Origin of the sequence: Salmonella sp. SAL00672 (assembly GCF_046552175.1) — a bacterium.
Classification (GTDB): Bacteria; Pseudomonadota; Gammaproteobacteria; order Enterobacterales; family Enterobacteriaceae; genus Salmonella; species Salmonella enterica.
In genome coordinates this window covers 717,565-730,777 of the sequence record NZ_JBGDUQ010000002.1, presented here as the reverse complement: position 1 = coordinate 730,777, position 13,213 = coordinate 717,565, and the positions used below count along the sequence as shown (strand labels likewise).

11 protein-coding genes, 1 other RNA gene and 3 pseudogenes are annotated in these 13,213 nt (G+C 55.1%); 5 read left to right on the top strand and 10 right to left on the bottom strand.

Translation table 11 applies throughout. From position 1 onward, the window contains the following. The 4 genes from ACLJTG_RS09390 (at nt 1) to ssrA (ending at nt 5,192) form a co-directional block, all read left to right on the top strand. Nucleotides 1–1,410: a TolC family outer membrane protein gene (locus tag ACLJTG_RS09390; RefSeq protein WP_000533856.1), complete on the top strand. Its 1,410-nt coding sequence runs from the start codon at nt 1–3 to the stop codon at nt 1,408–1,410. After that, a complete protein-coding gene (locus ACLJTG_RS09385; RefSeq protein ID WP_021000665.1) occupies nt 1,407–3,587 on the top strand; it encodes a type I secretion system permease/ATPase in 2,181 nt (726 codons plus the stop codon). Before ACLJTG_RS09390 ends, ACLJTG_RS09385 begins: the two co-directional genes overlap by 4 nt. Nucleotides 3,588–3,594: 7 nt before the next feature. Beyond that, entirely contained in the window at nt 3,595–4,758 is a 1,164-nt protein-coding gene (locus tag ACLJTG_RS09380) for an HlyD family type I secretion periplasmic adaptor subunit (RefSeq protein ID WP_072095627.1), read from the top strand. 71 nt (nt 4,759–4,829) lie between these two features. After that, nucleotides 4,830–5,192: a transfer-messenger RNA gene (ssrA, locus tag ACLJTG_RS09375) on the top strand. A 117-nt stretch (nt 5,193–5,309) separates the two neighbouring features. Here the strand turns inward: ssrA and ACLJTG_RS09370 are convergent. The 9 genes and pseudogenes from ACLJTG_RS09370 to fin all read right to left on the bottom strand — a co-directional run. Continuing rightward, nucleotides 5,310–5,528: an ogr/Delta-like zinc finger family protein gene (locus tag ACLJTG_RS09370; RefSeq protein WP_000980500.1), complete on the bottom strand. Its 219-nt coding sequence runs from the start codon at nt 5,526–5,528 to the stop codon at nt 5,310–5,312. 68 nt (nt 5,529–5,596) lie between these two features. Beyond that, nucleotides 5,597–6,697: a phage late control D family protein gene (locus ACLJTG_RS09365; RefSeq protein WP_001102269.1), complete on the bottom strand. Its 1,101-nt coding sequence runs from the start codon at nt 6,695–6,697 to the stop codon at nt 5,597–5,599. After that, nucleotides 6,694–7,179 (bottom strand): phage tail protein, encoded by a 486-nt coding sequence (locus ACLJTG_RS09360; protein ID WP_060629054.1) that lies wholly within the window; start codon nt 7,177–7,179, stop codon nt 6,694–6,696. The genes ACLJTG_RS09365 and ACLJTG_RS09360 overlap by 4 nt, the downstream gene beginning before the upstream one ends. Then, nucleotides 7,176–9,983 (bottom strand): phage tail tape measure protein, encoded by a 2,808-nt coding sequence (locus ACLJTG_RS09355; RefSeq protein WP_369557191.1) that lies wholly within the window; start codon nt 9,981–9,983, stop codon nt 7,176–7,178. The genes ACLJTG_RS09360 and ACLJTG_RS09355 overlap by 4 nt, the downstream gene beginning before the upstream one ends. After that, a complete protein-coding gene (locus ACLJTG_RS09350; protein WP_000763316.1) occupies nt 9,976–10,095 on the bottom strand; it encodes a GpE family phage tail protein in 120 nt (39 codons plus the stop codon). Before ACLJTG_RS09350 ends, ACLJTG_RS09355 begins: the two co-directional genes overlap by 8 nt. A 14-nt stretch (nt 10,096–10,109) precedes the next feature. Beyond that, nucleotides 10,110–10,412 (bottom strand): phage tail assembly protein, encoded by a 303-nt coding sequence (locus tag ACLJTG_RS09345; protein WP_001280963.1) that lies wholly within the window; start codon nt 10,410–10,412, stop codon nt 10,110–10,112. A 54-nt stretch (nt 10,413–10,466) separates the two neighbouring features. Continuing rightward, nucleotides 10,467–10,982, bottom strand: coding sequence for a phage major tail tube protein (locus ACLJTG_RS09340; protein WP_369557190.1), 516 nt, complete (start codon nt 10,980–10,982; stop codon nt 10,467–10,469). A 9-nt stretch (nt 10,983–10,991) separates the two neighbouring features. Then, nucleotides 10,992–12,164: a phage tail sheath protein gene (locus ACLJTG_RS09335; RefSeq protein ID WP_000046108.1), complete on the bottom strand. Its 1,173-nt coding sequence runs from the start codon at nt 12,162–12,164 to the stop codon at nt 10,992–10,994. A gap of 102 nt (nt 12,165–12,266) precedes the next feature. Next, nucleotides 12,267–12,455: pseudogene (gene fin / locus ACLJTG_RS09330) on the bottom strand (serine-type DNA invertase Fin); the annotation flags it as partial. Between fin and ACLJTG_RS09325 the strand changes: the two are divergent. Further along, nucleotides 12,447–12,773, top strand: a pseudogene (locus ACLJTG_RS09325) (tail fiber assembly protein); the annotation flags it as partial. The pseudogenes fin and ACLJTG_RS09325 sit on opposite strands and share 9 nt — an antisense overlap. Nucleotides 12,774–12,789: 16 nt before the next feature. Here ACLJTG_RS09325 and ACLJTG_RS09320 read toward each other — a convergent pair. Next, nucleotides 12,790–12,966 (bottom strand): annotated as a pseudogene (locus ACLJTG_RS09320) (hypothetical protein); the annotation flags it as partial. Nucleotides 12,967–13,213: the final 247 nt, after the last annotated feature.

Sequence of the window (13,213 nt, the reverse complement as noted above, 5' to 3'; positions counted from 1 at the left end):
ATGGGAAGAGTCGCGCCTGTCGCCATCGTACTGGCATTTGCTTTGTTTCATCACCAGCCCCGGGGCGCAGAAGCGCCGCCAATGATTACATCCGAAGGATTAGCAACGGACCAGATGCTTCCTTCGCTGGATGGCTCCGCCGCTGAGTTGCCGCTCAGCGCCGCCGCGCCGGGCAACCTGACGCTCAATGACGCGGTCAATCGCGCCGTTAACTGGCATCCTTCTATTCGCGAAGCCATCGGCAAACTGCTCGCACAGAATGAACAAATAGAGGTCGCCAAATCGAAATATTATCCGCAAGTCAGCGCTGGCGTGAACAATGGGTACAGCAATACCTACACCGATCACGGGTATAGCCCCTCGCTGGTGCTGTCGGTATCGCAAATGCTTTATGACTTCGGCAAAGTGGCAAGCCAGGTTCGCGCCGAAACCGCAGGCGCAGCGCAGCAACAGGCCAATGTGTTGCTCAGTATTGATACCGTCGCGCACGAAACCGCCAACGCCATTGTACAAACGCAGAGCTGGCAGCAAATGGTAGAAGCGGCGGAAGAACAGCTCGTCGCGCTGGACGGCATCGGTAAACTTATCCGGCAGCGCAGCGATGAAGGCGCTACGTCGCTATCTGACGTGGTGCAAACCGAAGCCAGAATCGAATCCGCCCGCTCGCAACTGGCGCAGTATCAGGCCAATCTCGATAGTGCGAAAGCCTCACTGATGAGCTGGCTGGGCTGGAATTCGCTTAACGGCATCAATAATGACTTCCCGGCGAAACTTGCTCGCAGCTGTGAGACGGCGACTCCCGACGATCGACTGGTGCCCGCGGTACTGGCCGCCTGGGCGCAGGCCAACGTTGCGCGGGCGAATCTGGACTATGCCAGCGCGCAAATGACGCCGACGATTTCGCTCGAACCTTCTGTACAACATTATCTTAATGATAAATATCCCAGTCATGAAGTGCTGGATAAAACCCAGTATTCCACTTGGGTAAAAGTTGAGATGCCGCTTTATCAGGGCGGAGGGCTGACTGCCCGACGCAACGCCGCCAGCCATGCGGTAGACGCGGCTCAGTCGACCATTCAGCGCACCCGGCTTGATGTCCGCCAGAAACTGATGGAGGCGCGCAGCCAGGCAATGAGTCTTGCCAGCGCGTTACAAATCCTTCGTCGGCAACAGCAGCTTAGCGAACGTACGCGCGAACTGTATCAGCAGCAATACCTTGACCTCGGTTCCCGACCGCTGCTCGACGTACTTAATGCGGAGCAGGAAGTTTACCAGGCGCGTTTTGCCGAACTGCAAACGGAAAGCCAGTTGCATCAGTTGCAACTGAACTGTCTGTATAACACCGGCGCGCTTCGTCAGGCGTTCGCGTTAAATCATCGCAGCATTCAATCCGTGGAGATCCAGCCATGACCCGCGCCGCCCCCGATGTAGAAAAGGTACTCAGTGAGCGCGCGCTAAGCCAATGGGCGCAGGCCATCAGCCATGTCGCCGGTCATTATCGCGTTGCCTGTTCTCCCGGTTCAATTCAGGCCAACGCCCCGTGGTTTAGGGGTAAAAGCAGAACGACCGCCTTAACGCAGCTCGCGCGGCAGGCGGGTTTATCCTTTCATGCGCCGGACATAGACAAAACGGCATTTAGTCAGTGGCGATTGCCGTTGGTTGTCGAGCTCCGGGACGGGCAGTTATTGGTCATCGAACATGTTAATGACGAAGATGCGGTAGATGTTTTTGTGATTGAAGAAGAGAGTCAGCGTAACCGCCTGACGCTCAGCGAGTTATTGCCGGAGATCCTCTATGTTGCCGCGCTACGCCCGCTATCGGCGCTCAAGGATAGCCGCGTCGACCGCTATATCTCCCGCTTTAAACCCGACTGGATGCGCGAGCTGGTTCTGCAGGATATTCGCCCTTATTTACCGGTAATGGTCGCCGCCTTTCTGATTAACGTGCTGTCGCTGGCCGGGATTGTGTTCTCTATGCAGGTTTACGATCGGGTGATCCCCGCTCAGTCATATCCTACCCTGTACGTGCTCTCCTTCGGCGTGCTGGTAGCGGTGCTGTTCGGTTTTCTGCTGCGTGAAGCGCGTACGCACATTATGGACGTGCTCGGTAAACGCGCCGATATGCGCATTTCCGATCGGGTATTCGGTCATGCGTTAAGGCTGCGCAACAGCGCTATCCCCCGTTCCACCGGCAGTTTTATCTCGCAGTTACGCGAACTGGAGCAGATCCGCGAGATGATTACCTCTTCAACGCTGGCGACCATTGTCGATCTGCCTTTCTTTTTCCTGTTTATGATAGTCCTGGCGATTATTGCCCCACCGCTGGCATGGATAGCGCCCGTGGCGGCTCTGCTGATGATCCTGCCGGGCGTCGCACTGCAAAAAAAACTGGCTGTCCTCGCCAACCAGGCCGCCCACGAAGCGACGCTACGCAATGCAGTCTTAGTCGAAAGCGTTCAGGGGCTGGAGGATATTAAACTGATGCAGGCGGAGAACCGCTTTCTTCAGCAGTGGAATAGCTATATCCGTATTACCGGCGAGTCGGGTCTACGCACCCGCAAACTCACGCAAGGGCTTATCAGTTGGGGGATGTCGGTACAAAGTCTGGTGTATGCCGCAGTGATTATGTTCGGCGCGCCGATGGTCATTGAAGGCAGTATGACTACCGGCGCTGTGGTCGCCGCGTCGATGCTCGGCTCGCGGATGATCGCGCCAATGGCTAACCTGTGCGGCGTGCTGGCGCGCTGGCAGCAGGTGAAAGCGGCGAAGATGGGTCTCGACAACATTATGCAACTGCCCACCGAGACACAGCATGACGATAGCCTGATACACCGCGACATCCTCCACGGGCATTACCTCTTTGAAAACGCTCAGTTTCGTTACCATAACGACGATCAACGCATACCGTTGCGCCTCGTGCGTCTGGAGATCATGCCAGGCGAGCGGATTGCGATACTGGGGCGTAACGGCGCGGGTAAATCCACACTTTTACAGGCGATGGCGGGTGGCCTGGAGATGATTCAGGGAGATGCCCGGCTTGATAATCTCAGCTTGTCGCACATCGATATGGCGGATTTACGCCGCAACATCGGCTTTCTTAGCCAGAACGCGCGGCTTTTCTTCGGCACCCTACGAGAGAACCTGACGCTCGGCGCGCCGCACGCCAACGATGAACAGATTTTTGACGCGCTCGAAGTCAGCGGCGGCGCCGTCTTCGTCAGGCGGCTGGCAAAAGGGTTGGATCATCCCATTATGGAGGGTGGTAACGGCCTGTCCGGCGGGCAGCGTCAGTCCCTGTTGCTGGCGAGAATGCTGCTGCGCTCCCCCAATATTGTGCTACTTGACGAACCCAGCGCCTCGCTGGACGAGCATACGGAACGAGAGTTTATTCAGCGGTTACATCAGTGGCTTGGCAATCGAACCCTGGTCGTCGCGACGCACCGGGTACCAATACTGGAGCTGGTTGAGCGTGTCGTTGTCCTGAAAGAAGGACAACTGGTGATGGATGCGCCAAAAGCGCAGGCGCTTAACGCGGATCGGATGCAAAGTCACCGTCGGGAGTGGAAAAATGAAAATCAATCAGCATGATGCCGCGATGGACGATCCCGATATTCAGCGTGAACGGGCGTTTTCCGGCGCGGGTCGTATTGTTCTGATCTGCTCACTGTTATTTCTCATTTTCGGCATCTGGGCGTGGTTTGGCCGACTGGATGAGGTTTCCACCGGCAACGGGAAAGTGATCCCCAGTTCACGCGAACAGGTTCTGCAGTCGCTGGATGGCGGCATTCTGGCGCAGTTGACGGTGCGGGAAGGCGACAGAGTTCAGGCTAACCAGATTGTCGCCCGGCTTGATCCGACGCGTCTGGCGTCCAATGTGGGTGAAAGTGCGGCAAAATATCGCGCTTCACTCGCCTCCAGCGCACGGTTAACCGCGGAAGTCAACGACTTACCTCTCGCCTTCCCCGCTGAGCTGAACGGCTGGCCGGACCTGATTGCCGCAGAGACGCGTCTCTATAAAAGCCGCCGCGCGCAACTGGCCGATACCGAAGCCGAGCTACGGGATGCGCTGGCGTCGGTTAATAAAGAGCTGACCATTACCCAGCGGCTGGAGAAAAGCGGCGCGGCCAGTCATGTTGAAGTGCTGCGCCTGCAACGACAAAAAAGCGATTTAGGCTTAAAAATTACCGATCTGCGCTCACAATATTATGTGCAGGCACGCGAAGCGTTATCAAAAGCGAACGCTGAGGTCGATATGCTCTCCGCCATTTTAAAAGGACGCGAGGATTCCGTCACCCGCCTCACCGTGCGTTCGCCGGTACGCGGCATTGTTAAAAATATCCAGGTCACGACGATTGGCGGCGTGATCCCGCCTAACGGCGAGATGATGGAGATAGTGCCGGTAGACGATCGTCTGCTGATTGAAACCCGCCTTTCGCCGCGTGATATCGCCTTTATTCATCCCGGCCAACGCGCATTGGTTAAAATTACTGCTTACGATTACGCCATTTACGGCGGGCTTGACGGCGTGGTGGAGACCATTTCACCGGACACCATTCAGGATAAAGTGAAACCGGAAATTTTCTACTATCGCGTGTTTATCCGCACCCACCAGGACTATCTACAAAATAAATCAGGACGCCGTTTTTCGATTGTTCCAGGCATGATCGCCACGGTGGATATCAAAACCGGTGAAAAAACCATTGTCGACTATTTAATCAAACCGTTTAATCGCGCGAAAGAAGCGCTGCGCGAGCGGTAAATCGTTGAAGATAAGAAGATACGGGGGCTGGTCACGCGTGTCACAAGTCTGTTATACTTACCTTACACATTGGGGCTGATTCTGGATTCGACGGGATTTGCGAAACCCAAGGTGCATGCCGAGGGGCGGTTGGCCTCGTAAAAAGCCGCAAAAAAATAGTCGCAAACGACGAAACCTACGCTTTAGCAGCTTAATAACCTGCTTAGAGCCCTCTCTCCCTAGCCTCCGCTCTTAGGACGGGGATCAAGAGAGGTCAAACCCAAAAGAGATCGCGCGGATGCCCTGCCTGGGGTTGAAGCGTTAAAACGAATCAGGCTAGTCTGGTAGTGGCGTGTCCGTCCGCAGGTGCCAGGCGAATGTAAAGACTGACTAAGCATGTAGTACCGAGGATGTAGGAATTTCGGACGCGGGTTCAACTCCCGCCAGCTCCACCAAATAAAACAAGGGGTTACGTGAAAACGTAGCCCCTTTTTCTTTGGTAGTGGCGGCAAAATGGCGACAGCGTGTCGGACTGGCGGCAACAAAAAACCCGCCATTAAAGCGGGTTCTGTTCAGAAACTCATGTGGCCTTGACCACCTTTTCCCGGATGTGGTGGCGCAGAAGAAATTAGATTCGGTTTTATAATGTGCCGTACAAACGTTTCATGAGTAACGAACGTACAGCCACAATTTATATTTTGGCACTGGTTGTAACGTTCTTTTGTCGTAGCTGATACCTGAAAGCTGCTTCTGGTATGTGCTGAATGACCGCACTCTGGACAGTTCATCATTGCTGTTATCCCACCACTTTTGCCGTAATCGCAATAATGATACATCATCATTCAATATTGAGAACTAATTATTCAATTTCAAGATCATCAATCTTTACTTCAAGCTCCATGCTGGTCGTAAATCCATTATCTGGGCTGACCGAATGCATCAAGGTGGTAATGGTCCATTCGGCATCGTCTATGGGCTGCTTAAACCCCGTCACCTTCACCGGCATTTCGGTATAGAGATCGGCCCGCCCTTCAGCGAGCTGCAGGGAAAATGAAGCTACCCCGCGCTGCAGACGTTCCCACTGCATTTTTGCTGCGCGCTCTGCATTGCTGCGGTTAGCGTAGGTACGATTAAGAACCAGCACATTTTCATCCGTTCCCACCAGATAATCCCCCTGTTTTGCTTCCGGCTCTTTAGGTTTGGTGGTTTTCTTTCGGCGACGCTTAACTTTGGTTGTCTCTTTTTTCCTGGGTTCACGGGTATGCAGCCAGCTGGCGATAACGCCGGTATAGGCGCCACGATCAGCCAGGGTAAAACGATGACCGTCACCGGCTTTACGCTCAATAGTGATAACCGGCAACGGCTTACCGCTCGCCGTTCTTCCCTGCCCCTGGCGGATAAACAGCAGGTTTCCATCCTTAACGGAAGCAATCGCCCCATACTGTCTCGCCAGTTTCATCAGAAAACTTGCATCACTTTCATTGGTCTGGTCCATATGATCCAGCGCCTTATCCGTCAGGTCTTTACCCAGCGCCACTTTGAGGTTATGCCGGGCGGCGATGTCCTTGACCACATCCCCCACCGTTGTCTGATGCCATGATTTTTCGCGCCGTGTATTGAGGGTTTCACGGAAATCTGCGCTACGCGCCCTGATGGTCAGCCGGTCAGGGGCACCGCTGTGTTCAATTTCATCTACGGTAAAAGCCCCTTTAGGGAAAAGCGGCTGGCCTTTCCAGCCCAGCGCCAGCTGAATCACAGCCCCACGTCGCGGCAGGGCGATCAGCCCGTCGGCGTCGTCCAGCTCCAGATCAAGCTGGTCCGCTTCAAAGCCCCGGTTATCCGTCAGTGTCAGACTCATCAGGCGGGTATCCAGCACGGTCGTCACGTCCTTACCTTCAATGACGATACTGAAAGCCGGGCTTTTGCTGTTCAGATTCAGGAGATCAGAATTAACGTTCACTGCAGCAATCCTCCAACCGTGTTTTTAATCTCCCCAATAGCAGAAGCTGCAGAGTCCTGCAGGTTGCTGAGCTGGTCACTCAGGCTCCCGAACATGTCAGAGAGCGACTCATCAACCCGTTTGAGGGTGATCGTAAACTCAATGCGCCTGGGCATTCCGCTGGCAAAAAACTCCGTCTTTGTCTGGCTCAGACTCTCAATAACAAACATGCCGTAAATGGTTCCACTGCCTTCAATCAAAGGCCATGCCTTGCCCAGTTCAGCCATTTGTTCAAGCGCCAGTAATGACAGTCTGCCGCCGGTCACTTCCGGCAGCAGAACCCCGGATAGTGTCAGTGAGTCGTTATCCGGGCCAAGAAACTGCGTTGACGGACGGCGGTTCACCCGGCTGTTGGCGGCGTGTCGCCAGCTGCGCTGATACTGCAGTTCCTGATAAGGGACAGTGCGCAGCATAAATACATATAAACCCAGTACCATCATCATGATTCATACCCCCCCTGATCGCTGAAATTGCTGCGCGCTTTTGCCCTGGCCCGGCGCTCCCGTTCGTCAAGCTGGCGTGCCACTTCACGGGCAATATCCTGCGCGTTCTGCCCAGGCTGAGCGACAATATGAATGGGCGCATTTATCTCATAACGAATAACCGGCGGCGGGCTATCTGCCTTAGCAAGCGGGGGCTGGTATGCCCTCGCAGGCAAACTGAACGGATGAAGCGGAGCCGCTTCTGCAGGTGTCGCAGCTACCCCCATCACGCCAGCAACGACAGAGGCCAGCGCAGCAGTACGCCGCCTGCTGGTAACATTTGCCGGTCCGTTCACAATTTCAGGACCATTTTCTCCGACAATGCCAAACTGCCCGCGTGGAATGATCCCGCCCGTGTCGTACATCCCCGCGTAAGCCGGGAACCCGCCTGGCGGAAGCACCACTTTGCCGTCACTGTTCACTGTGGCGGACTGCTGCTGCGTAACCTGCGCAGGTAGTTTCGCCTTTGCCGCCTCCTTACTAACAATACCGAGCTTTTCCAGCAGCCATGACACACCGGATTTAAGTGACTCAAGTGGGTGCATCACCATATTCAGACCTTCCGCCAGCGCCTCACCAAACCGACGCCCCATTGCAGCTGCGCTGTTCAGTTCTTCGGCAGTGGATTTAACCGGGGTAAGTAAATCATTGAACCAGCCCCACAAGGCCTGCACCCTGTCACCAATCCACTGAAACACGGGTCTGAGCGGCTCAAAAGCGGCGCTGATGGGCGCAGCAGCGGCTCTGAACCCTTCCACCACGCCCCCCAGAAATGCACTGATGGGCTGCCAGTATTTCCAGATAACCAGCGCCACGCCTGCCAGTGCAGCCACAACCAGCCCTACAGGACTGAGCAGCGCACCCAGCAGGCTACCAACAGCAAATAATGCCACGCGCAGCAAAGCCAGCGGACCAGAGATCAACAAACGCAGCACGCTACCTGTACGTGTGGCAGCGGCGGCTGCAGAAGGTAACGCTTTAACTGACAGCATGGACAGGCCAAACCGGATAACCGCCAGCGGTCCCAGCACAGCAGCCACCGCCACTGCCAGCGCCCCCAACCCAACAGTAATGGCTGCCGTAGCTGCCGCCACTTTCATCAGCGTGCCAGCCAGCACGGGATTCTGCTCAACCCAGCGACGCAACGCCCCGGTCACGCGCTTAACCATGCCCATAATATCCATCAGCGGCTGGCGCAGCGTTTCCCCCAGGCTGCTGAAAGCGTTTTGCGCGCCCGTCTTAACCAGCAACCACTGCGCAGACAATGAATCCTTGTTAATGTCGGATTCTTTCTGCATGGAGCCATTAGCACCACTGCCTGATGTGAGTTTCAGCTGGCGCTGCAGCTCCGGCAGGTTGTTAGCCAGCTTTGCCGCATCATCGCCAAACTCTTTGCCAAAAATCATTGTCATGGCTGACAGGCGTTTATCCTGCGGCAGATTGTTGACCTTCTCCAGAACCCGCTGAATTGTGCCCATGGCATCGGTGGTCATCTGCTTTTCAATCTCCGCCGGATTGAGTTGCAACAGATTCATGCCTTCAAAAAATCGTTTACTTTGCATGGTAGCAATGGACAGTTCACGCACCATGGCATTAGAGGCGCTGGCGGCGATTTCCGGGGCAGCCCCAAGAGAAAGGAATGTTGAACCCAGCGCCGCGGCCTTTCGGAAGTCAAGGCGGTCAGCCACGCCCCCCATACGCTGCAGGACGTTGATAATGTCCCCACCCTTTGACATGGCGTTATCGTCCAGGTAGTTCAGCGCATCGCCCAGTTGTTCAATATTGCGCGTCGGAACTTTATAGAGCTGCGCGATTTTCCCCAGTCCTTCTGCCAGTTCACCTGCGGGCAGCTCAAAGGCCGTTGCCGCTTTTGCCGCCGTGGATGCAAAAGCCAGCAGGTCACGTTTCTGCTCTTCGTAAGGATCGTCCTGATTGGTCACCCCCATGCGAGCACCACCTTCAACCAGCGCGGCATAGTCTATAGCGCCGTTCTCCATCGGCAGCTGTTCGCTGGCGGCCTTGATGGCATCCTGCATGTCATAAAACTGTTTTGTGCGGTTGCCATTATCGTCCCGCAGCCCGTTTACCTGCTTTGCCACGCCTTTCATGGCATCTTCCATGCTGGCGTAACTCTTAACTGCCGCCACAACAGGTGCGCCCATTGCCACCCCCGCAGCCGTAGTGGTAGCCCCTGCCCCGGCGATGCGATCCCGCACCTCAAGACGGCGTGAATACTGATCGCGGACGGCGTTCATTCGCGCCTGCTGTTCGCCCAGGCGTTTAAGGGATTTCTGCTGCCGGTCCAGGGCCTGCCGGGTTTCGTCGGCATTCTGCCGCAGTTCCCGCTGCACACTACTGAGTTTTTTCGTGTCCAGTCCGGCTTCATTGAGCGCAAGACGCTGGCGCTGCACCGACTGACGTAGACCGTTATATTTGCTCTGTAACTCCGTAACGCGGTTTTTTGCCTGCTCAAGCAGCCGTGCCTGCGCCGCCGTCGGGCGATTGGTAGCAGAGAATTGCGTGGCAAGTTTCGCAGCTTCTTCGCGTGCGGCTTTCAGGCTGTTACCGGTGACTGCCAGCTGCGCGCTGGCCTTGCGGAAACCGTCAATACGGCCCGCCTGAGCATCTAATTCTTTTAAACGGGCGCGGCTTTGCTGAATGGCTGCAGCCAGCTCTTTTGAGCTGGCCTGCGCGGATCGAAATGGGCGGGTGAGCTTGTCAACCGCATTAAGAATCACCTGCAGACGCAGGTTGTTGTCACTCATCGCTGGCCCCGCTTCGCTGAATTGCCTTATGCCGCCACGCCAGCACCTCAGTCAGCGGCATAACGTCAGTGATGGATGGCGACCAGTGAAAGATGGTGGCGATGTCCGCCACAAGATCATCAATCGTCAGGCTGTCGGTAAACCGGCAAGCACCGACCTCGGCAACAAAAAAGTCACCACCTCTACCGACAGCGCGGTGAGATCGGCGGGGTCCAGCTCTGCCATTTCCTGCGCGGTCAGCGTCGGGGTGGAGATTCGTGGAATCACAGTCATCATTGCGCCCACGTCCATATCCATAATGGCCTGCAGACGGGTGCCACGCAGTGCGCCGGACTGAGGCTTGCGCAGCACAATTTCGGTAATTTCAGCTTTACCGCGCATGATGGGAGTATCCAGTTTTACGGTCTTTTCAGTCAGCTTGTCGCTCATGTTCGTATCCTGTTAATGAAATACTGGCGCGGCTGCCCGCGCCGTTAAGGTTAATCAGAGGCCGAGGGCATTACGGTGTTCTTCCATCAGGTCCACGCCGCCAACGATTTCTACCATGTTGACCAGATCGACCTCATAGAGCACCTCACCATTAATGGTCAGCTTCGCGTAGCTGTTGGTACTGCTGACTTTGGTGCTGCTGCTCTCGCCGGTTTTCCACTCGCCGGAATCCACTTCTTTATGGCGCCCGCGCACAACCAGCTCAACGGCCTGCACTTCGCCGGTATCGTCACGCTGAATGGAACCGGTGAAACGCAGCTGGATGCCGTCAACGGTTGCCTTGCCCATCTGCTTGAATAACAGCAGCTCGGTACCGCCGATTGAAAATTCCGTGTCCAGTGCATCGTCATCCAGCCCCATGTCCACATCCACTGCGCCCGGCATACCGCCGCCGCGATACTTCTCAAACTTGCGGGTAAATTTCGGCAGGGTCAGAGACTCAACGATCCCCTGCCAGTTGTTCCCGTCGTTGAACAGGTTCAGGTGTTTTAACTTGCGTGGTAAAGCCATGATTCCCCCTTATGCAGCGACACGGCTGGCAAAATCGACCAGGTAACGATCGGTGATGCGCTGGCGCAGCATCAGGTTTTCAAGCGGAGGCACCGGCGTGTAGTCATAATCGATGGTCAGTTTCCCGGCTTTAAGGGCGTCTTTATCGTTAACAGACTCATCCAGCCAGCAGTCACCACCAATCAGGTATCCCTGGTTGACCAGACTGCGCATCTTGGCGCGTAGTCCTTCAATAATGTCGCGGGCCAGCGACGGATTAAGCACGCCATCCACCGCCCACATGTGCGCCTCCGCCATAGTGTCAGCCAGCACCTGCGCCGTGCGGGTGTAGTTCTCAAAAGCAAACAGCGGATCGTCACTGAGACAACGGGAACCCCAGAAGCGGAAGCCGTCTTTGCGGATCAATGTGGTGACGTCATTTTTGTTCAGCAGTCCCGCATCGGTTGCCGGGTCCTGCAGATCCCAGAACACATCAGCGGAAATGCCGGTGACACCGTTCACACCCACATTGGACAGGGTTTTATGCCAGCCGATCTGCTCGTCGATTTTGGCACGCAGGCCGAGCGCACGGGCGGAGGCGTAAGCCGTCGCGTCTGCTTTCAGCACGGTGTCAAAGTTGATGAAGTCAGGCCAGATCAGCATTCCCTCGCGCTGACTGAAATTCTCGCGATAGGCAATAGCTTCCTCCACCGTTTTGCAGCCATTAGCAGCAAGGTAGGCAAACCCGCGCAAGCTTTGCGCCACGCCCAGCAGTTCAGTAGCAACGGCCTGAGTGTCATGTCCCGGCACCCCAAGAATGCACGGCTTGACACCGAGCTGCGACTGCGCCGACAGTAGCGCTTTCATGCCCGTTTTCTTACCGTCGGAAGTTACGCCGCCGATAATATTGGAGGTGGTTTCCGCTTCGGTTTCGCCCTGCGCCACACGCACAACGACAGTCACGGGTTTTGCCTGATCTGCAATCGCGTCCAGCGAGCGGGCCAGCGTGCCGGACTCCCCCGCTTTACCGCTGGCGGTGAGCACATCAGTCAGCAGGACCGGCTTATTGAGGGGGAACACGGACGCATCAGCATCATCGCCGGTGCAGACCATGCCCACGATGGCAGTGCTCACCGTGGTAATAGGTCGGGTGCCCTCGTTGATTTCAACAACGCGCACCCCGTGGTGGTAATCCTGAGCCATAAGGCAGTCTCTCCGGTTGACAGGGATACCTTATGTTCTTGTTGCCAGGCGTGCGGCGCACGCATTTCACGATGTGTCAGTGCTGGTACAATATCGCCACTTTCAACGCGACTGATTTACAGGGAATTTCTTGTAAAGAGTGGAAATGCTAACATCAAAAAGTAATCCAACACGATGACGAGTTTCACCGGCGGCAAGCAACCGTCCGGCCTGCTCCCATTGCTCCGGAGTGAGCTTTGGACGCCTGCCACCGACTCGCCCTTGCGCCCTCGCAGCGGCAAGTCCGGCGCGGAAGTGGACGCTGCAGACTGCCCTGATGATTGCCATGGTGATGGCTCCTGGTGATACAGGGATGGTAAGATTTTACCCGTTTCGGTGGATTGTCAGGCTAAGGCCGAAACCACCCGACAGAAATTACTTAACGATGCAGGTAATGCTATTAAGGACTGGCGCACAGAATTAACGTTGGGAATTATCAGTGATGAAAATAAAGCAGCTTTAATTCTGTGGATGAATTATATCAACGTTCTTAAATCGCTGGACTTAACTGGCGTTTCAGACGAGGCCACTTTCACAGCAATCAGGTGGCCTTCATTACCACGGGAGTGATTTACTGGCTATCAATATTCCTGCTCATCAGTTTCTTAGGCCATCTACACATTTATTTTGGTACGAGTTAAAATATTGCAAAAAAAATATCAAAGCTTATTATTTTTTCTTTAGGTAAATTTTCGCTCAATAAACTTAATTGTTTATTCAATGATGATACAGCGTGAACTATGCTGGAAATGAAGGAAGTCAACAGTATGGATAATCTGAATATTCACGGGTGACATTATGAGACATCGTATATTTTTCCCATTGCTTCTGGTGTTGTCGGCTACAGCCTTTTCGACATCGGCGATGGCTGCCAGTGATTCAAAACCTCCACCAGATAATACAAAACACTCTTCCAGTGGCTGGCCGCCAATGCCTGCCCCATATATTCGCCCACCATGGTGTGACAAATGGCCACAAGATATAGAGAAACCACTGGAGTGGTGTCAGAT